The 17560-nt window shown below is 52.6% G+C and carries 16 protein-coding genes; 1 reads left to right on the top strand and 15 read right to left on the bottom strand.

Translation table 11 applies throughout. The annotated features are described in order from the left end of the window. The first annotated feature begins 66 nt into the window (after positions 1-66). Positions 67-1824: an SgrR family transcriptional regulator gene (locus HU143_RS22560; RefSeq protein ID WP_023227712.1), complete on the top strand. Its 1758-nt coding sequence runs from the start codon at positions 67-69 to the stop codon at positions 1822-1824. A 150-nt stretch (positions 1825-1974) separates the two neighbouring features. Here the strand turns inward: HU143_RS22560 and glmS are convergent, their stop codons facing one another. The 15 genes from glmS to mioC form a co-directional block, all read right to left on the bottom strand. Then, positions 1975-3804: a glutamine--fructose-6-phosphate transaminase (isomerizing) gene (gene glmS, locus HU143_RS22555; RefSeq protein ID WP_023227713.1), complete on the bottom strand. Its 1830-nt coding sequence runs from the start codon at positions 3802-3804 to the stop codon at positions 1975-1977. A gap of 188 nt (positions 3805-3992) precedes the next feature. Then, positions 3993-5363 (bottom strand): bifunctional UDP-N-acetylglucosamine diphosphorylase/glucosamine-1-phosphate N-acetyltransferase GlmU, encoded by a 1371-nt coding sequence (gene glmU, locus HU143_RS22550; protein ID WP_023227714.1) that lies wholly within the window; start codon positions 5361-5363, stop codon positions 3993-3995. Positions 5364-5682: 319 nt separating this feature from the next. Beyond that, the gene (locus HU143_RS22545) at positions 5683-6381 is read right to left on the bottom strand and encodes a Bax inhibitor-1 family protein (protein ID WP_000009908.1); all 699 of its coding nucleotides are present in this window, start codon (positions 6379-6381) and stop codon (positions 5683-5685) included. Between the two features lie 229 nt (positions 6382-6610). Further along, entirely contained in the window at positions 6611-7030 is a 420-nt protein-coding gene (locus tag HU143_RS22540; RefSeq protein ID WP_001251971.1) for a F0F1 ATP synthase subunit epsilon, read from the bottom strand. Between the two features lie 20 nt (positions 7031-7050). Next, entirely contained in the window at positions 7051-8433 is a 1383-nt protein-coding gene (gene atpD / locus HU143_RS22535) for a F0F1 ATP synthase subunit beta (RefSeq protein WP_000190499.1), read from the bottom strand. A gap of 26 nt (positions 8434-8459) precedes the next feature. After that, the gene (gene atpG, locus HU143_RS22530) at positions 8460-9323 is read right to left on the bottom strand and encodes a F0F1 ATP synthase subunit gamma (protein ID WP_000896506.1); all 864 of its coding nucleotides are present in this window, start codon (positions 9321-9323) and stop codon (positions 8460-8462) included. Between the two features lie 50 nt (positions 9324-9373). Continuing rightward, positions 9374-10915, bottom strand: a complete 1542-nt coding sequence (gene atpA, locus HU143_RS22525; protein ID WP_001176751.1) for a F0F1 ATP synthase subunit alpha — start codon at positions 10913-10915, stop codon at positions 9374-9376. A gap of 12 nt (positions 10916-10927) precedes the next feature. Further along, positions 10928-11461 (bottom strand): F0F1 ATP synthase subunit delta, encoded by a 534-nt coding sequence (gene atpH, locus HU143_RS22520; RefSeq protein WP_001288957.1) that lies wholly within the window; start codon positions 11459-11461, stop codon positions 10928-10930. A gap of 14 nt (positions 11462-11475) precedes the next feature. Beyond that, complete coding sequence (atpF, locus tag HU143_RS22515) at positions 11476-11946, bottom strand: F0F1 ATP synthase subunit B (RefSeq protein WP_001052212.1); 471 nt, start codon at positions 11944-11946, stop codon at positions 11476-11478. Positions 11947-12005: 59 nt separating this feature from the next. Continuing rightward, positions 12006-12245, bottom strand: coding sequence for a F0F1 ATP synthase subunit C (gene atpE / locus HU143_RS22510; RefSeq protein ID WP_000429386.1), 240 nt, complete (start codon positions 12243-12245; stop codon positions 12006-12008). A 46-nt stretch (positions 12246-12291) separates the two neighbouring features. After that, entirely contained in the window at positions 12292-13107 is an 816-nt protein-coding gene (atpB, locus tag HU143_RS22505; RefSeq protein ID WP_000135632.1) for a F0F1 ATP synthase subunit A, read from the bottom strand. 8 nt (positions 13108-13115) lie between these two features. Continuing rightward, on the bottom strand, positions 13116-13496 hold the full coding sequence (atpI, locus tag HU143_RS22500) for a F0F1 ATP synthase subunit I (RefSeq protein ID WP_000116685.1): 381 nt from the start codon (positions 13494-13496) through the stop codon (positions 13116-13118). 615 nt (positions 13497-14111) lie between these two features. Then, the gene (gene rsmG, locus HU143_RS22495) at positions 14112-14735 is read right to left on the bottom strand and encodes a 16S rRNA (guanine(527)-N(7))-methyltransferase RsmG (protein ID WP_001519938.1); all 624 of its coding nucleotides are present in this window, start codon (positions 14733-14735) and stop codon (positions 14112-14114) included. Between the two features lie 102 nt (positions 14736-14837). Beyond that, positions 14838-16727 carry a tRNA uridine-5-carboxymethylaminomethyl(34) synthesis enzyme MnmG gene (mnmG, locus tag HU143_RS22490; protein WP_000499872.1) on the bottom strand — a complete coding sequence of 630 codons (1890 nt, stop codon included), beginning with the start codon at positions 16725-16727 and terminating at the stop codon, positions 14838-14840. A gap of 378 nt (positions 16728-17105) precedes the next feature. After that, entirely contained in the window at positions 17106-17549 is a 444-nt protein-coding gene (gene mioC, locus HU143_RS22485) for an FMN-binding protein MioC (protein ID WP_000763722.1), read from the bottom strand. Positions 17550-17560: the final 11 nt, after the last annotated feature.

Below are 17560 nucleotides of genomic sequence, written 5' to 3'. Positions count from 1 at the left end.
GAAAATCATCGGCTAAAAAGGGGATATTAAAAATTGCTCATTCCCGTTCGGGAAATTTCACCTTTTATGACAACCCGGCACACTGAACAAAAATACTTAAAGCTACTCCAGCACTATGGCGACAAGCCCGTTAGCGTGACGCTACAGGAGCTCGCGGATGTGTTGTTCTGCACCCGGCGGCATATGCGTAATCTGTTGCTTCAGATGCAGGAGGCAAAGTGGCTCATCTGGCAATCACAGGCCGGACGTGGGCATCGCGCCCGGCTTCACCTGCGCTATAAACCAGAACAGCTGTTAAGCGAAAAGGCGGAGCAGTTACTGGAGTCTGGTCATGTTGATCAGGCCATTCAACTGCTGGGTAAAAATAAGCACCAGGTGGCGCAACTGTTGCGTTCAAAGCTGGGCTATAGCGTGCGGGCAGACTATCAGCGGCTGTGCATCCCCTATTACCGGACAATGCCGTCGCTGTGCCCCGGCATACCGTTGCGTCGCTCTGAGCAGCATCTGGTCAGGCAGATTTTTAGCGGCCTGACGCGCATAAATGAGGAAAAAGGTGAAGTCGAAGCCGATCTTGCCCACCACTGGCGGCAGATTGATCCACTGCGCTGGCGTTTTTATCTGCGCCCCGCCGTCCTCTGGCATGATGGTCAGGAGCTGACGATCGACGCGGTTATCGCTTCACTGACCCGCAGCGCTAAGCTGCCGTTGTTCTCGCACTTGCAGACCATTCAGGCCACCGGGCCGCTGAGCCTTGAAATTACGCTGGCGCACCCGGATAACCGACTGCCGCTGCTGCTCAGCCATATTGATGCCATGATCCTACCGCCTGACCATACACAACGCGCTGATTTCCCGGCACATCCTGTGGGGACTGGCCCTTATGAGGTGGTGGAAAACAATGGCTTTCATCTGCAAATGAAGGCCTTTGACCACTATTTCGGTCTGCGCGGGCTGCTGGATGAAGTGGAGGTCTTTATCTGGCCGAATTTAACGGAGACAGACAACCTGGCGGAATCGCTGTCGGATAACGACACGGCAGCCTGGCTCAGCTCCAGCCTGAGCGATGAGGATTACGTTTCCGGACGGCTTAGCCAGGTATCAGGCAAACCTTCTGACAACCTGCGCGAGATGTTTCTTGAGCGTGGAGGATATTTTTTATTATGCGACAGCCGCTCCCCGCACTGGCATACCGCCGAACATCGCCGCTGGCTACGGGAAACACTCAGCCCTTACGCCATACTCCAGCATCTGAGTGAGGCAATTCGCCCCTTCTGGGTACCGGGCGGCAGCCTGCTGTCCTCCTGGTTTCATACTATTGAGGCGGGCCCAGCCTGTTCACCTTTTATCTCGTCGTCGCCCTACGCAAAACTGCGTCTGGCCTATCACGATCAGCACCCTGAATTTCCAATGCTCCTGGATATCATGCAAGAGATCATGCGCCAGCAGGGCATTTTACTTGAGGGCGTTGAGCTGAATTATGATGACTGGGCGAATGGCAAAACCAATGTGGATCTCTGGCTGGGGACGGTCAATTTCCCCATTCCCGAAGAGTGGAACGTCGGTACATGGCTGCTGGGCTCCCCTTTACTGCGCCACGCCATCAGCGGTGGTGATGGTGCGCTGCTGGCCCAATGGGAAACCCAGTGGCATGCCGAAACCATCAGCGCGGAACAACTGGTCAGGGAAACCACCCGTTCAGGCTGGCTACAGCCGCTTTTTCACCACTGGATGCGACTCAAAAGCCCAGACCGGGCCAGGGGGATCCACCTGAATAACCTGGGGTGGTTTGATTTCCGATCCACCTGGATTGAGCCAGGGCCTTAAAGAAGAGAATGTGACCGGGTGCCCGTAGCGCTGGCAGGCGTAGCACCTCTTAGTCGCTCTTCAGCCACCATAGAGAAAGAACAGCGCCTGTCACGGCGCACAAAAAAAGGCCGTCTATCGACAGCCTTTTTTCTGGTACAACATTTGTACTTACTCTACCGTCACCGATTTCGCCAGGTTACGCGGCTGGTCAACGTCGGTGCCTTTAATCAGCGCCACGTGATACGCCAGCAGTTGCAGCGGAACGGTGTAGAAGATAGGCGCGATCACTTCTTCCACATGCGGCATCTCGATGATGTGCATGTTGTCGCTGCTCACAAAACCCGCATCCTGATCGGCGAAGACATACAACTGACCGCCACGCGCGCGAACTTCTTCGATGTTGGATTTCAGTTTTTCCAGCAGTTCGTTGTTCGGCGCCACCACAATCACCGGCATGTCGGCGTCAATCAGCGCCAACGGCCCGTGTTTCAGCTCGCCTGCAGCGTAGGCTTCCGCGTGAATGTAAGAGATCTCTTTCAGCTTCAGCGCGCCTTCGAGCGCAATCGGATATTGATCGCCACGACCGAGGAATAGCGCGTGATGCTTGTCGGAGAAATCTTCTGCAAGCAGCTCGATGCGTTTGTCCTGCGACAGCATCTGCTCAATACGGCTCGGCAGCGCCTGTAGGCCATGCACGATATCATGCTCAATGGACGCATCCAGACCTTTCAGACGCGCCAGTTTCGCCACCAGCATCAACAGCACGGTTAACTGGGTGGTGAAGGCTTTGGTAGATGCTACGCCAATTTCCGTTCCGGCATTGGTCATCAGCGCCAGATCGGATTCACGCACCAGCGAAGATCCCGGCACGTTACAAATGGCCAGAGAGCCCAAATATCCCAGCTCTTTCGACAGACGCAGGCCAGCCAGGGTATCTGCGGTTTCGCCAGACTGTGACAGGGTAATCATCAGGCTGTTACGACGCACGGCAGATTTGCGATAGCGGAATTCAGAGGCGATTTCAACGTCGCACGGAATACCTGCCAGCGATTCAAACCAGTAACGGGAAACCATACCGGAGTTGTAAGACGTACCGCAGGCGAGGATCTGAATATGCTCAACCTTCGACAGCAGTTCGTCGGCGTTCGGTCCCAGCTCGCTTAAATCCACCTGACCGTGGCTGATGCGCCCGGTAAGGGTGTTTTTGATCGCGTTCGGCTGCTCGTAGATCTCTTTCTGCATATAGTGGCGGTAAATGCCTTTATCGCCCGCGTCATATTGCAGATTGGATTCGATATCCTGACGTTTTACTTCCGCGCCGGTGTTATCGAAGATATTTACCGAACGGCGAGTGATTTCAGCGATATCGCCCTCTTCAAGGAAGATAAAGCGACGAGTCACTGGCAACAGCGCCAGTTGGTCAGAAGCGATAAAGTTTTCGCCCATACCCAGGCCAATCACCAGCGGGCTACCTGAACGGGCAGCCAGCAGCGTATCCGGATGGCGGGTATCCATGATCACCGTACCATATGCGCCACGCAGTTGCGGGATAGCACGCATAACAGCCTCACGCAGAGTACCGCCCTGTTTCAGTTCCCAGTTTACCAGGTGTGCAATCACTTCGGTGTCGGTTTCAGAAACGAAGGTATAGCCACGCGCTTTTAACGCTTCACGCAGCGGTTCATGGTTTTCGATGATGCCGTTATGCACCACCACAATGTGTTCAGAAACATGCGGATGCGCGTTAGCTTCTGAAGGTTCACCGTGCGTCGCCCAGCGAGTGTGAGCAATACCAGTGCCGCCATGCAGCGGGTGTTCTTCCGCTGCCTGAGCCAGCATCTGGACTTTACCGAGGCGACGCAGGCGGGTCATATGACCTTCTGCATCCACCACGGCCAGACCGGCAGAGTCATATCCGCGGTATTCCAGACGACGTAAACCTTCGAGAAGGATTTCAGCTACATCACGCTGCGCGATAGCGCCAACAATTCCACACATAGTTTTATTTCCTGATTATGGCATTACGCCATGCGTTGTCGCTGACCTGTATGCCCGTCGTTGCGGGCGCCCCGAGCCTTGTAGAGAGTGGGGTTATTTTTATAAGTACTGCTCATGGAGCGGAGGATTATTTTATCCTCTCATCTCCGGTCTGCCGGATGGCGCTGACGCTTATCCGGCCTACAAAATCACTTTTTCTTCACCGGACGCTGCCAGCCTTGCTTATGCACCTGCGGCACGCGGCTTAATACCAGTTCATTGTCGGCTACATTACGGGTGACGGTAGTCCCTGCGGCGATGGTGGCCCCTTTACCAACAGTAACCGGCGCCACCAGTTGGGTATCGGAGCCGACAAACACATCGTCGCCAATAACCGTTTTGAATTTGTTCGCGCCATCATAGTTACAGGTGATGGTCCCCGCGCCAATATTCACGTTGTCGCCAATTTCCGCATCGCCCAGGTAGGTCAGATGACCAGCCTTCGAGCCTTTACCGAGACGCGCTTTTTTCATTTCAACGAAATTGCCGACGTGAGCGCCCGCTAACAGCTCAGCGCCGGGACGCAGGCGAGCAAACGGACCGATGGTGCAGGCCGCTTCCAGATGCGCATCTTCCACCACGCTGTATGGGCTAATTTCGCAGTCATCGCCAATGACGCTGTTTTTGATAATGCAGCCTGCGCCGATCTTCACGCGATGACCGAGCGTTACATAACCTTCGATGATAACGTTAGCGTCAATTTCGACATCCATTCCACAATGAAGGGTGCCGCGGAGATCAAAACGTGCCGGATCGCGCAACATAACGCCGGATAACAGCAGTTTCTCCGCCTGTTCGGCCTGGTAAATACGCTCCAGACGAGAAAGCTGTAGACGGTTATTCACGCCGTCCGTTTCGCTGATGCAAGCCGGATGCACCGCGGCGATTTCTCGTCCTTCCTGATAAGCCAGCGCAATGATATCAGTGATGTAATATTCACCCTGCGCATTATTGTTAGTCAGCTTAGACAACCAGCGTTTCAGGTCCGCGCCGTTGGCGATCAGAATACCGGTGTTAATTTCCTGGATCTGACGCTGTTCATCAGTGGCGTCTTTATGTTCAACGATGCCGGTCACTTTACCGTTTTCACGCGTAATACGGCCATAGCCGCTCGGATCGTCCAGCTTCACGGTTAATAACCCAATACCACCCTGCGGTTTGGCATCGCGCAGGCGCTGTAAGGTTTCAACCGAAATCAGCGGCACGTCGCCGTAAAGCATTAAAATATCTTCATCGTCGCTAAAGAAGGGCGCGGCCTGCTGCATTGCGTGACCTGTTCCCAACTGTTCCACCTGAAGCACCCAGTTTAGCTTGTCATCTTTCAGGGTCTGTTTTAACAACTCGCCACCGTGGCCATAGACCAGATGAACCTGTGCGGCCCCTAATTTAGTAGCTGCATCAATGACATGCTGCACCATGGGTTTACCCGCCAGCGTGTGCAGCACTTTAGGAATATCGGAATACATGCGCGTGCCTTTACCTGCGGCAAGGATCACTACGCTCATAGCACTATTTAACATACGCGTCCTGACTGTAATTTGAGAACGAATTTATACTGTTTCACGTTGAAAATACTACATTTTTTTCATCGTAAAATGGAAGAAGGATAAAACGCTCACCGGGATAAAAACCCCGCCTGCTAATGAATCATTTTCGTTCATTACCGCGCCTCTTGTCTCCTGAAAAGTAAAAACACCCGCGTATTGGCAACGTAGTCCGATGTTTTTGCTGTTTTTTTACTCCATAAATAAAGAAGATAACGTAATAAAGCGCAGGGGAGTCAGAAAAGCAAAAACCAGCGACAGAGGCCGCTGGTTTTCCGTTGCGCGTATTTTTTACTTAATTACGCGACATAAAAATCCGCAAAATATACCAGAACATGGTCGCGATAGAAGCAAACAGATGTAATGCCGCGCCAGCAGGGCGATCGGTAGGGTAATGGTGAATAATATTAGAAGTATCGTAAAGTATAAACCCGGCGCACAGCAGTACCATTAGCGCAGAAAACCAGACGCCCAGCGAGAAGCCGCAGATGACGCTGGCAATAATCGCGCCAAAAGCAATGAACCCAGCCATAGTCAGAAACGAGCGCAGAAAAGAAAAGTCTTTTTTTATAGAAAACGCGGTAAACGTCAGGCCGCCGACCAGCAACAGAGTCGTTATTGCCGCCGCGCCAATGCTCGACGGGTTAATATACGCCGCCACCGTTAACAGGGGGGCAAAAATCAGGGATTCTGCCAACACATAAATCCCCAGCCCGATAAGTTGCGTTTGATTAGTCCCCGCATTATCCGCCAGACGGGTCGCCAGCATTCCCACCAGCATAAAAGCGCCGAGAACAACCAACCAGCTATATCTTCCACCAGCCAGCAGCACATCAAGCGCATACTCCCCGACCCCTATAAAACTCCACGCCGCGCTCAATACGATAAAACCGACGATGGCGACGGCGAGATGAAGATAAGCGCGACGGATAAAGGTAGTACGATCAATCCTTGAGTCGGGTTGTGGACCCGCAAAGGATGGCTGAAATGACATAGTAATAATCCCTCATTTTATGCAATAAAAACGCATCCATTCCTTCCTTCTTCGCACAATGTGCAGATGCCAATGACAGAAAGAAGGATTTAATGAAAACAGCGCTGTCGCTGAAAACGCGTCGCCTTCAGCCGCTTGTTTTTGTCGTTGCTAGTTTATCGAATAAAAATTGAGAGGATAAAAAAAAACCAGTCCGCAATCAGACTGGTTTTATGCTTTCAAGCCGGTGTTACATCGCTTTTTTGGTCAACTCGATAACGCGCAGTTTAGCGATCGCTTTGGCCAGTTCCGCAGACGCCTGAGCGTAATCCACGTCACCGTGCGAGCTCTTAATGTGCTCTTCGGCTTTACGCTTCGCTTCCAGGGCTCGCGCTTCGTCGAGATCCTGACCGCGAATCGCGGTATCCGCCAGAACGGTCACGCTGCCAGGCTGCACTTCCAGAATGCCGCCGGACAGATAGATAAACTCTTCGTGACCGTGCTGCTTAACGATGCGAATCATACCAGGCTTAATGGCGGTGAGCAGCGGCGCGTGCCCCGGGTAAATCCCCAGTTCGCCTTCGCTACCCGTAACCTGGATTTTCTCGACCAGACCGGAGAACATTTGTTGCTCCGCGCTGACGACATCCAGGTGGTAAGTCATTGCCATATCACCCTCCGATTAAGGCGTTAAAGTTTTTTGGCTTTTTCCACGGCTTCGTCGATGGAACCGACCATGTAGAACGCCTGCTCCGGCAGGTGATCATATTCGCCTTCCATGATGCCTTTAAAGCCACGGATGGTGTCTTTCAGGGAGACGTATTTGCCCGGAGAACCGGTAAATACTTCCGCCACGAAGAACGGCTGGGACAGGAAGCGCTGGATCTTACGCGCGCGAGCTACCACCAGTTTATCTTCTTCAGACAGTTCATCCATACCGAGGATGGCGATGATGTCTTTCAGTTCCTGATAACGCTGCAGGATGGACTGAACGCCACGCGCGGTGTCGTAGTGTTCCTGACCAACAACCAGCGGATCCAGCTGACGGCTGGTGGAGTCCAGCGGGTCAACGGCCGGGTAGATACCCAGGGATGCGATCTGACGGCTCAGTACCACGGTTGCATCTAAGTGCGCAAAGGTGGTGGCTGGAGACGGGTCAGTTAAGTCATCCGCCGGTACGTATACCGCCTGTACGGAAGTGATAGAACCGGTCTTGGTGGAGGTGATACGTTCCTGCAGAACGCCCATCTCTTCCGCCAGAGTCGGCTGGTAACCTACCGCGGAAGGCATACGACCCAGCAGTGCGGATACTTCCGTACCGGCCAGGGTGTAACGATAGATGTTATCGACGAACAGCAGTACGTCACGACCTTCGTCACGGAATTTCTCCGCCATGGTCAGACCGGTCAATGCAACGCGCAGACGGTTTCCCGGCGGCTCGTTCATCTGGCCATACACCAGGGATACTTTATCGATAACGTTGGAGTCGGTCATTTCGTGGTAGAAGTCGTTACCCTCACGAGTACGTTCACCTACGCCCGCAAACACAGAGTAACCGGAGTGCTCGATCGCGATGTTACGGATAAGCTCCATCATGTTTACGGTTTTACCTACACCCGCACCACCGAACAGACCGACTTTACCGCCCTTCGCGAACGGACACATCAGGTCGATAACTTTGATACCGGTTTCCAGCAGTTCCTGAGAGTTTGACAACTCTTCGTAGGAAGGCGCTGCGCGGTGAATCGCCCAACGCTCTTCTTCGCCGATCTCGCCTTTCATGTCGACCGGTTCGCCCAGGACGTTCATGATACGACCCAGCGTTGCTTTACCTACCGGGACTTCGATCGGGTGTTCGAGATCTTTTACATCCAGACCGCGACGCAGACCGTCAGAAGACCCCATCGCGATGGTACGCACGATACCGCCGCCAAGCTGCTGCTGAACTTCCAGCACCAGCTTCTCATTACCATTCTGCACCTCAAGGGCATCGTACACGCGTGGTACGGCATCCTGAGGGAACTCGACGTCGACCACGGCGCCGATTACCTGGACAATCTTTCCAGTAGCCATCTTAAATCCTCTACGAAATAACCTGGTTAAACCGCGGCGGCCCCCGAGACGATCTCGGTGAGTTCCTGAGTAATGCTGGCCTGACGAGCTTTGTTGTATACCAACTGCAGCTCTTTAATCAGGCTGCCGCCATTATCGGTTGCGGCTTTCATCGCCACCATTCGTGCGGCCTGCTCGCTGGCCAGGTTTTCTACCACGCCCTGATAAACCTGAGACTCCACATAACGACGCAGGAGAGTATCCAGCAGCGCTTTCGGGTCTGGTTCATACAGGTAATCCCAGGCTTTACGCTTCAGATCATCATCTTCTGACGCCGGCAGCGGCAGCAGTTGAGTGATCGTCGGCACCTGAGACATGGTGTTAATAAATTTGTTGCTGACAATGTAAAGCTTGTCCAGACGGCCTTCGTCGTAGGCCTGCAACATCACTTTAACCGGACCGATCAGTTCGGACAGAGAAGGGTTATCCCCCATACCTGTCACCTGAGCGACAACGTTGCCGCCTACGGAATTAAAGAATGACACGCCCTTAGAGCCGATCATTGCGAGTTCGCACTGAACGCCTTTATCGGACCATGCCTTCATATCCGCCAGCAGCTTTTTGAACAGGTTAATGTTCAAGCCACCGCACAAACCACGGTCGGTCGACACTACCAGGTAGCCCACGCGTTTAACGTCGCGCTCTTCCAGGTAGGGGTGCTTATATTCCAGATTACCGTTCGCAAGGTGACCAATCACTTTGCGCATGGTCTCTGCATAAGGACGGCTGGCCGCCATGCGATCCTGCGATTTACGCATTTTGGAAGCGGCGACCATCTCCATCGCTTTAGTGATCTTTTGCGTGTTCTGGACGCTTGCGATCTTACTACGTATCTCTTTTGCGCCGGCCATGAGCTTCTCCTCAATGCCTTACGGCCTGCCCTAAGGCAAGCCGCCAGACGTTACCAGGACTGGGTTGCTTTGAAGGAATCGAGGATGCCTTTCAGCTTGCCTTCGATTTCGTCGTTATAGCCACCGGACTGGTTGATCTCTTGCATCAGCGGAGCGTGATCACGGTCGACGTAAGCCAGCAGTGCGGCTTCGAAGCTACCGATTTTCGCCAGTTCGACATCCGCCAGATAACCACGTTCTGCTGCGAACAGAACCAGAGACTGCTGCGCGACGGACATCGGCGCATATTGTTTCTGTTTCAGCAGTTCGGTCACTTTCTGACCGTGGTCAAGCTGTTTACGGGTGGCATCGTCAAGGTCGGATGCAAACTGAGAGAACGCCGCCAGTTCACGATACTGCGCCAATGCGGTACGGATACCACCGGACAGTTTTTTCATGATCTTGGTCTGGGCTGCGCCACCTACACGGGATACCGAGATACCCGGGTTAACCGCAGGACGAATACCGGCGTTAAACAGGTTAGATTCCAGGAAGATCTGACCATCGGTAATGGAAATTACGTTGGTCGGAACGAACGCGGAAACGTCACCTGCCTGCGTTTCGATAATCGGCAGCGCGGTCAGTGAACCGGTTTTCCCTTTCACTTCACCTTTGGTGAAGGCTTCGACGTAGTCGGCGTTAACACGCGCAGCACGCTCCAGCAGACGAGAGTGGAGGTAGAATACGTCGCCCGGGAATGCTTCACGTCCTGGCGGACGACGGAGCAGCAGGGAGATCTGACGGTAAGCAACAGCCTGTTTAGACAGGTCATCGTAAATGATCAGCGCATCTTCGCCGCGGTCACGGAAGTATTCGCCCATTGCGCAACCGGCATACGGCGCCAGATATTGCAGCGCAGCGGATTCGGACGCGGTCGCCACCACAACGATGGTGTTAGCCAGCGCGCCGTGTTCTTCCAGTTTACGCACCACGTTAGAGATGGTGGACGCTTTCTGGCCGATAGCGACATAGATACATTTGATGCCGGAGTCGCGCTGGTTGATGATGGCGTCGATAGCCAGCGCGGTTTTACCGGTCTGACGGTCACCGATGATCAGTTCACGCTGACCACGACCGATTGGGATCATGGAGTCAACGGCTTTATAGCCGGTCTGCACCGGCTGATCGACAGACTGACGATCGATAACGCCCGGCGCAATCGCTTCAACGGCAGAGAAGCCGTCATTATCAACCGGACCTTTACCGTCGATTGGCGCACCCAGGGTGTTCACCACACGTCCCAGCAGACCGCGGCCAACCGGAACTTCCAGGATACGACCCGTACATTTAACCTTCATGCCTTCGGCAAGGTCAGCGTATGGACCCATGACTACCGCACCCACGGAGTCGCGCTCCAGGTTCAGTGCGATAGCGTAACGGTTACCCGGCAGGGAGATCATTTCACCCTGCATACAATCGGCCAGGCCGTGAATGCGGATAACACCGTCACTAACAGAAACAATAGTACCTTCGTTGTGAGCTTCGCTCACCACATTGAACTGAGCAATGCGCTGCTTGATCAGTTCGCTGATTTCGGTGGAATTCAGTTGCATGCTCCAGTCCCCTTAAGACTGCAAGACGTCTGCAAGGCGCTCAAGACGGCCGCGTACGCTGCCATCAATGACCATATCACCCGCCCGGATGATAACGCCTGCCATTACAGACTTATCGATTTTGCAATTCAGCTTCACTTTGCGTGACAGACGTTTTTCCATCGCGGCGCTGATTTTCGAAAGCTGCTCTTCACTCAATGCGGTTGCCGACGTAACCTCTACCTCGGAGGTAGCTTCACTGGCGGCACGCAGATGAATAAACTGCTCCAGAACATCCGGGAGCGCGTTCAGACGATTATTTTCAGCCATCACCCGAATCAGGTTCTGACCATTTTCGTCTAACTGCTCACCGCAGACTGCGATAAACGACTCAGCGAGCGTTTCCGGCGCCAGCGCGCCAGAGAGAAGCTCTGCCATTTGTTCGTTCTTGGTTACCTCGGCGGCAAACGCCAGCATATCCTGCCAGCGCTCTACACTTTGGTGTTCAACGGCAAAGTCAAAAGCTGCTTTGGCGTAGGGGCGAGCTACCGTAACAAATTCAGACATCAGCCCCTCCCTCCTTACAGTTCAGCGACAAGTTTATCCACGATGTCGCTGTTAGCAGCTTCATCCACGGAACGTTCGATGATCTTCTCGGCGCCAGCAACAGCCAGGATAGCAACTTGCTTACGCAGCTCTTCACGGGCGCGTTTACGCTCGGCTTCAATTTCCGCCTGCGCCTGCGCCACGATTTTAGTACGTTCCTGCTCTGCTTCAGTTTTGGCTTCGTCCAGGATCTGAGCGCGGCGTTTGTTTGCCTGCTCGATGATTACCTGAGCTTCCGCTTTCGCTTTTTTCAGCTGGTCGGTCGCGCTGGCCTTTGCAAGGTCAAGATCCTTATGTGCTCGTTCAGCAGAAGCGAGACCGTCAGCAATTTCTTTCTGACGTTTCTCGATGGCTGCCATTAACGGCGGCCATACGTACTTCATGCAAAACCAGACAAAGAGAATAAACGCGATGGCCTGGCCGAGGATTGTTGCGTTAAGATTCACAGCACAATGCCTCTATCTAGTTAACCTTCTGATATTGCTCTTAATTCAAGCAACGCTTACTACGCGACAGCGAACATCACGTACAGACCCAGACCTACAGCGATCATCGGGATAGCATCCACCAGACCCATAACGATAAAGAACTGAGTACGCAGCAGAGGAATCAGATCAGGTTGACGCGCCGCGCCTTCCAGGAATTTACCCCCGAGGATGCCGATACCGATCGCAGCACCGATTGCCGCCAGACCCATCATCACAGCGGCAGCCATGTACAGCAGATCCATATTCAGGTTTTCCATGACAGTCTCCAGTTTGTTTCAGTTAAAACGTAGTAGTGTTGGTAAATTAATGCTCTTCGGACGCCATCGACAGATAGACAATCGTCAGAACCATGAAAATGAAGGCTTGCAGCGTAATAATCAGGATGTGGAAAATGGCCCACGGCACATTCAGAATCCACTGTGACCACCACGGCAACAGACCAGCAATCAGAATGAAAATCAGCTCACCGGCATACATGTTGCCGAACAGTCGCAGACCGAGAGAAACCGGTTTGGACAGCAGACTTACCCCTTCAAGGATTAAGTTGACAGGAATGAACGCCCAGTGATTGAACGGCTGCAGCGTCAACTCTTTTGCGAAGCCGCCGATGCCTTTCATTTTGATGCTGTAGAACAGAATAAGGATGAATACGCCCAGCGCCATCGACAGGGTGATGTTGACGTCAGCAGACGGCACCACGCGCGTTGCCGGCAGACCCAGCCAATGCTCAGCGATATACGGCAGCAGGTCGATAGGCAGTAAGTCCATCAGGTTCATAAGGAATACCCAGACGAAAATCGTCAGGGCCAGCGGCGCAATCAGCTTGCTTTTGCCATGGTACATGTCTTTGACGCTGCCATGCACAAAGCCGACTATCAGCTCAATCGCGGTCTGAAACTTGCCTGGCACGCCGCTGGTCGCTTTTTTAGCAACGCTACGGAACATCACCAGAAACAACAGACCCAGCACCACCGAGAAGAACATGGAGTCAATATTGAGCGTCCAGAAGGTGGCTGGGGGGTTCTGCGGATCCACCAGCGAGAAAGTACGCAGGTCCAGCTGAAGGTTATTCAGATGGTGTCCTATGTATTCCTGCGGCGTCATATTTTCTGAAGCCATGATGCCTTTTACCCTTTGTTGTTAATTACAGCCGGCGCCAGTATCTGAACCACCAGCACCAAAACCCACGTAACGATCAGCGGCAAAAACACCGCCTTTAAAACCGCCAACGCCACCACCAGTAAAACCAGCATCGCTAACACCTTGAAGGCTTCACCGAAGGCGAAAGTCCAGGACACGCGGCCCTTAGCAGGTGTATGCGCCTGGTGACGCCAGGCAAATATCATAAACAACATATTAGGCAGTGCCACTGCCAATCCCCCACATACTGCGGAGATGCCCCAGAAGGGGTCTTTGAGGCAAAACAGCAATCCACTTGCTATTACCGCCAGAAACTGAATGAACAGAAGCTTACGAGCAACGTTTCGACTCACGAGCGACACAGACATCACGTTTTTACTCCTGCTCACTTCGAGGTATGCCGCGTGTCGTATAAAACGTTCTTTAAGACTTAGAGTCAAGCATCAAAAAGCGGTCAAATTATACGGTGCGCCCCCGTGATTTCAAACAATAAGTAGCCAAAAGGTGAATAAATGTTTAAATATTTTTCTCTGGCCCGCATTTTTAACTTTTAGCCAAAGTGTGAACGATCGTACAAAACTGCAAATAGCGCGAAAACACTGGCGATAAAGCGTGCACCAGATCACACATTAAACATATTCATGCTTACGCAATTCATTTACGTGTCAATTCATGCCTTTTCATCTTTTTGATATTTAAGCGTAAAACCAGGTACTGTTTTAAAAATACCAGCTTACACCTTAAAAACGCCCCATTGACATTTATAATAAAAATTTAACAAGCAAAAGTGATTTTTCGATTCGATTTTTAGCAGACTGATATTTACAAAGTTGATTACTCTCTGTTTTAACAAAAGAAGCGACGTTGTCATGTTGAAACGAAACCGTAAATCCAGAGTTAAATGTAACAACGCTGAAATGCGTTATACCTGTCGATTTTTAACACAAGCCGCGTCGTTTTTTTTCTATTTTTTTTGATAAAAATTAAACTTTGTTTGACTTAATAATCACCAGATGCCGCTCGCCTTCCAGTTGCGGAACGCGTAATTTTTCAACAGATTCGACGCTAAAATTGTCAGGTAGTGAGGCAATTTCATCCCCTGGCAATTGCCCTTTTAAGGCATAAAAACGCCCTTTCTCTCCCGGCAGATGGTGACACCAGCTCACCATATCATTCAACGATGCGAAAGCGCGGCTGATAACGCCATCAAACGGTGGTTCGGAGGGATAGGCTTCAACGCGGCTTTGAACCGGCGTGATGTTTTCCAGTTTCAGTTCGTGCTGGACCTGACGCAGAAAACGTACCCGCTTGCCCAGGCTGTCGAGTAAGGTGAAATGCGCGTCAGGGAGAACAATAGCCAGCGGGATGCCCGGCAGCCCCGGTCCTGTTCCTACGTCGATAAAACGCTGTCCCTGAAGATACGGCGCAACGACTATGCTGTCGAGAATATGGCGTACCAACATTTCGTTGGGATCCCGCACTGACGTCAGGTTGTATGCTTTGTTCCATTTGTGCAGCATATCAACGTAGGCGACCAGCAGCGTTTTCTGGTGATCGGTAAGAGAAATACCGGCATCAGCCAGCAGACGAGAGAGTTTGTTGAGCACGGTCATTACCTGTTAATAATCAAATGCCCGATGCGCTTTCGCTTATCGGGCCTACAAATTTGTAGGGCGGGCAAGCGAAGCGCCCCCGCCAAATTAGTGTTATCAAGCGCTACGACGCAGCATACCTTGTTTTTTCAGCCATACCAGCAGAATGGAGATTGCCGCTGGCGTAACGCCGGAGATACGCGATGCCTGGCCGATAGACGCCGGTTTATGATCGTTCAGCTTGGCGATAACTTCGTTCGACAGACCGGAAACCTGACGATAATCCAGCGTGGCAGGCAGCAACGTATTCTCGTTACGTAGTTGTTTTTCAATCTCATCCTGCTGGCGAGCGATATACCCTTCGTATTTGACCTGGATTTCCACCTGCTCAGCGGCTTGCTCATCTTCAAGCGCAGGCGCGAATGCGGCAAGCGAAGTGAGCTGCGCGTAGGTCATTTCCGGACGACGCAACAGATCTTCGCCGCTGGCCTCACGGGAGAGAGGCGTGGTCAAATGCGCATTCACTTCATCGGCGGATTCCGCAGACGGCGTTACCCATGTCGATTTCAGCCGCTGACGTTCGCGTTCGATATTTTCCAGCTTCTCGTTGAATCGCGCCCAGCGTTCATCATCCACCAGACCCAGCTCGCGGCCCATTTCGGTCAGACGCAGATCGGCGTTGTCCTCACGCAGCATCAGGCGATATTCGGCGCGGGAGGTAAACATGCGATACGGCTCTTTGGTGCCCAGCGTACAGAGATCGTCCACCAGCACGCCGAGATAAGCCTGAGAACGCGCAGGCGCCCAGCCCTCTTTGTCGGCGGAAAGACGCGCGGCATTCAGACCAGCGAGCAAGCCCTGCGCCGCAGCCTCTTCATAGCCGGTAGTACCGTTGATTTGACCAGCAAAGAACAGGCCGTGAATAAATTTGCTTTCCAGAGTCGGTTTCAGATCGCGCGGGTCGAAGAAATCGTACTCAATCGCGTAACCAGGACGAACGATCTTCGCGTTCTCCATGCCCTGCATGGAACGGACAATCTGCATCTGCACGTCAAACGGCAGGCTGGTGGAGATACCGTTAGGGTAAATCTCGTTAGAGGTCAGTCCTTCCGGCTCAAGGAAGATCTGATGCTGGTTACGATCGGCAAAACGCATCACCTTGTCTTCGATCGAAGGACAGTAGCGTGGGCCGATCCCTTCGATCACGCCAGCGTACATTGGGCTACGATCGAGGTTATTACGAATCACGTCATGGGTTTTCTCATTGGTATGCGTGATGTAACACGGCACCTGTTGCGGATGCTGAGAAGCATTCCCCATAAACGAGAAAACCGGCATCGGGTTATCGCCATGCTGTTGAGCCAACACGCTGAAATCGATAGTACGCGCATCAATACGCGGCGGTGTGCCGGTTTTCAGGCGGCTGACGCGTAGCGGAAGCTCACGCAGACGGCGAGACAGCGGGATGGATGGCGGATCGCCAGCACGACCGCCGCTGTAGTTATCCAGACCAATATGAATTTTGCCATCCAGGAAGGTTCCGACGGTCAGTACCACCGCTTTCGCGCGGAATTTGAGCCCCATTTGGGTCACGGCGCCGACAACGCGATCGTTTTCGACAATCAGATCTTCAACCGCTTGCTGGAAGATCATCAGATTCGGCTGATTCTCCAGCGCGGTACGCACCGCCTGGCGGTATAAGACTCGATCCGCCTGAGCCCGGGTAGCGCGAACGGCCGGACCTTTGCTGGCGTTTAGTATCCTAAACTGAATACCTGCCTGATCGATCGCTTTCGCCATCAGACCGCCGAGCGCATCCACCTCTTTTACCAGATGTCCCTTTCCAATACCGCCGATCGCCGGGTTGCAGCTCATCTGTCCCAACGTGTCAATATTGTGTGTCAAAAGCAGAGTCTGTTGACCCATACGCGCTGCGGCCATCGCGGCCTCAGTGCCTGCATGACCCCCGCCAATAATAATGACGTCAAAAGGATCCTGATAAAACATGGTAATTGCCTCGCATAACGCGGTGTGAAAATGGATTGAAGCCCGGGCGGTGGATTCTACTCAACTTTAGCCGATGGAGAAAGCCCCGGGATCCGGGCTATTAAAAAGAAGATCTTTTTATTTAGAGATCTGTTCTATTGTGATCTCTTATTAGGATCGCACCAGGCTGTGGATAACCCGGATCCTGTAATAAAGATCAATGCGTTGGAAAGGATCACTAGCTGTGAATGATCGGTGATCGTGGCCCGTATAAGCTGGGATCAAAACGGGTACTTATACACAACTCAAAAAGTGAACAACGGTTATTCTTTGGATAACTACCGGTTGATCCAAGCTTTCCACCAGATTTATCCACAATGGATCGCACGATCTTTACACTTATTTGAGTAAATTAATCCAGGATCCGAGCCAAATCTCCGCTGGATCTTCCGGAATCTCATGTTCAAGGATGTTGATCTTCAGTGTTTCCCCAACCTGTTTTGCGCCAGCGCCTTTCAGTTCCGCTTCTATTTTCTCAATCGCGCCGCAAAACGTGTCGTATTCTCGACTGCCAATGCCAATTGCGCCGAAACGTACCGCGGAAAGATCGGGTTTCTGCGTCTGAAGGTCTTCATAGAAAGGGGTCAGGTTGTCCGGAATGTCTCCGGCGCCGTGCGTTGAGCTGATTATCAGCCAGATCCCGGAAGTTGACAGATCCTCTAATAACGGACCATGCACCGTTTCGGTTGAAAAACCGGCAGCTTCCAGCTTTTCCGCCAGATGTTCCGCGACGTATTCGGCGCCGCCCAGGGTGCTGCCGCTGATAAGAGTAATGTCTGCCATTGATCGCTCGC

This window comes from Salmonella sp. SJTUF14076 (assembly GCF_015534835.1).
GTDB classification, from domain to species: Bacteria; Pseudomonadota; Gammaproteobacteria; order Enterobacterales; family Enterobacteriaceae; genus Salmonella; species Salmonella enterica.
Note: the sequence above shows the minus strand (reverse complement) of the source record. Positions and strands in the feature narration are given on the sequence as shown.

Excerpts from the sequence above, each read along its gene's own strand:
- HU143_RS22560 (WP_023227712.1), top strand. The coding sequence starts at position 67 with ATGACAACCCGGCACACTGAACAAAAATACTTAAAGCTACTCCAGCAC.
- glmS (WP_023227713.1), bottom strand. The coding sequence starts at position 3,804 with ATGTGTGGAATTGTTGGCGCTATCGCGCAGCGTGATGTAGCTGAAATC.
- glmU (WP_023227714.1), bottom strand. The coding sequence starts at position 5,363 with ATGTTAAATAGTGCTATGAGCGTAGTGATCCTTGCCGCAGGTAAAGGC.
- HU143_RS22545 (WP_000009908.1), bottom strand. The coding sequence starts at position 6,381 with ATGTCATTTCAGCCATCCTTTGCGGGTCCACAACCCGACTCAAGGATT.
- HU143_RS22540 (WP_001251971.1), bottom strand. The coding sequence starts at position 7,030 with ATGGCAATGACTTACCACCTGGATGTCGTCAGCGCGGAGCAACAAATG.
- atpD (WP_000190499.1), bottom strand. The coding sequence starts at position 8,433 with ATGGCTACTGGAAAGATTGTCCAGGTAATCGGCGCCGTGGTCGACGTC.
- atpG (WP_000896506.1), bottom strand. The coding sequence starts at position 9,323 with ATGGCCGGCGCAAAAGAGATACGTAGTAAGATCGCAAGCGTCCAGAAC.
- atpA (WP_001176751.1), bottom strand. The coding sequence starts at position 10,915 with ATGCAACTGAATTCCACCGAAATCAGCGAACTGATCAAGCAGCGCATT.
- atpH (WP_001288957.1), bottom strand. The coding sequence starts at position 11,461 with ATGTCTGAATTTGTTACGGTAGCTCGCCCCTACGCCAAAGCAGCTTTT.
- atpE (WP_000429386.1), bottom strand. The coding sequence starts at position 12,245 with ATGGAAAACCTGAATATGGATCTGCTGTACATGGCTGCCGCTGTGATG.
- atpB (WP_000135632.1), bottom strand. The coding sequence starts at position 13,107 with ATGGCTTCAGAAAATATGACGCCGCAGGAATACATAGGACACCATCTG.
- atpI (WP_000116685.1), bottom strand. The coding sequence starts at position 13,496 with ATGTCTGTGTCGCTCGTGAGTCGAAACGTTGCTCGTAAGCTTCTGTTC.
- mnmG (WP_000499872.1), bottom strand. The coding sequence starts at position 16,727 with ATGTTTTATCAGGATCCTTTTGACGTCATTATTATTGGCGGGGGTCAT.
- mioC (WP_000763722.1), bottom strand. The coding sequence starts at position 17,549 with ATGGCAGACATTACTCTTATCAGCGGCAGCACCCTGGGCGGCGCCGAA.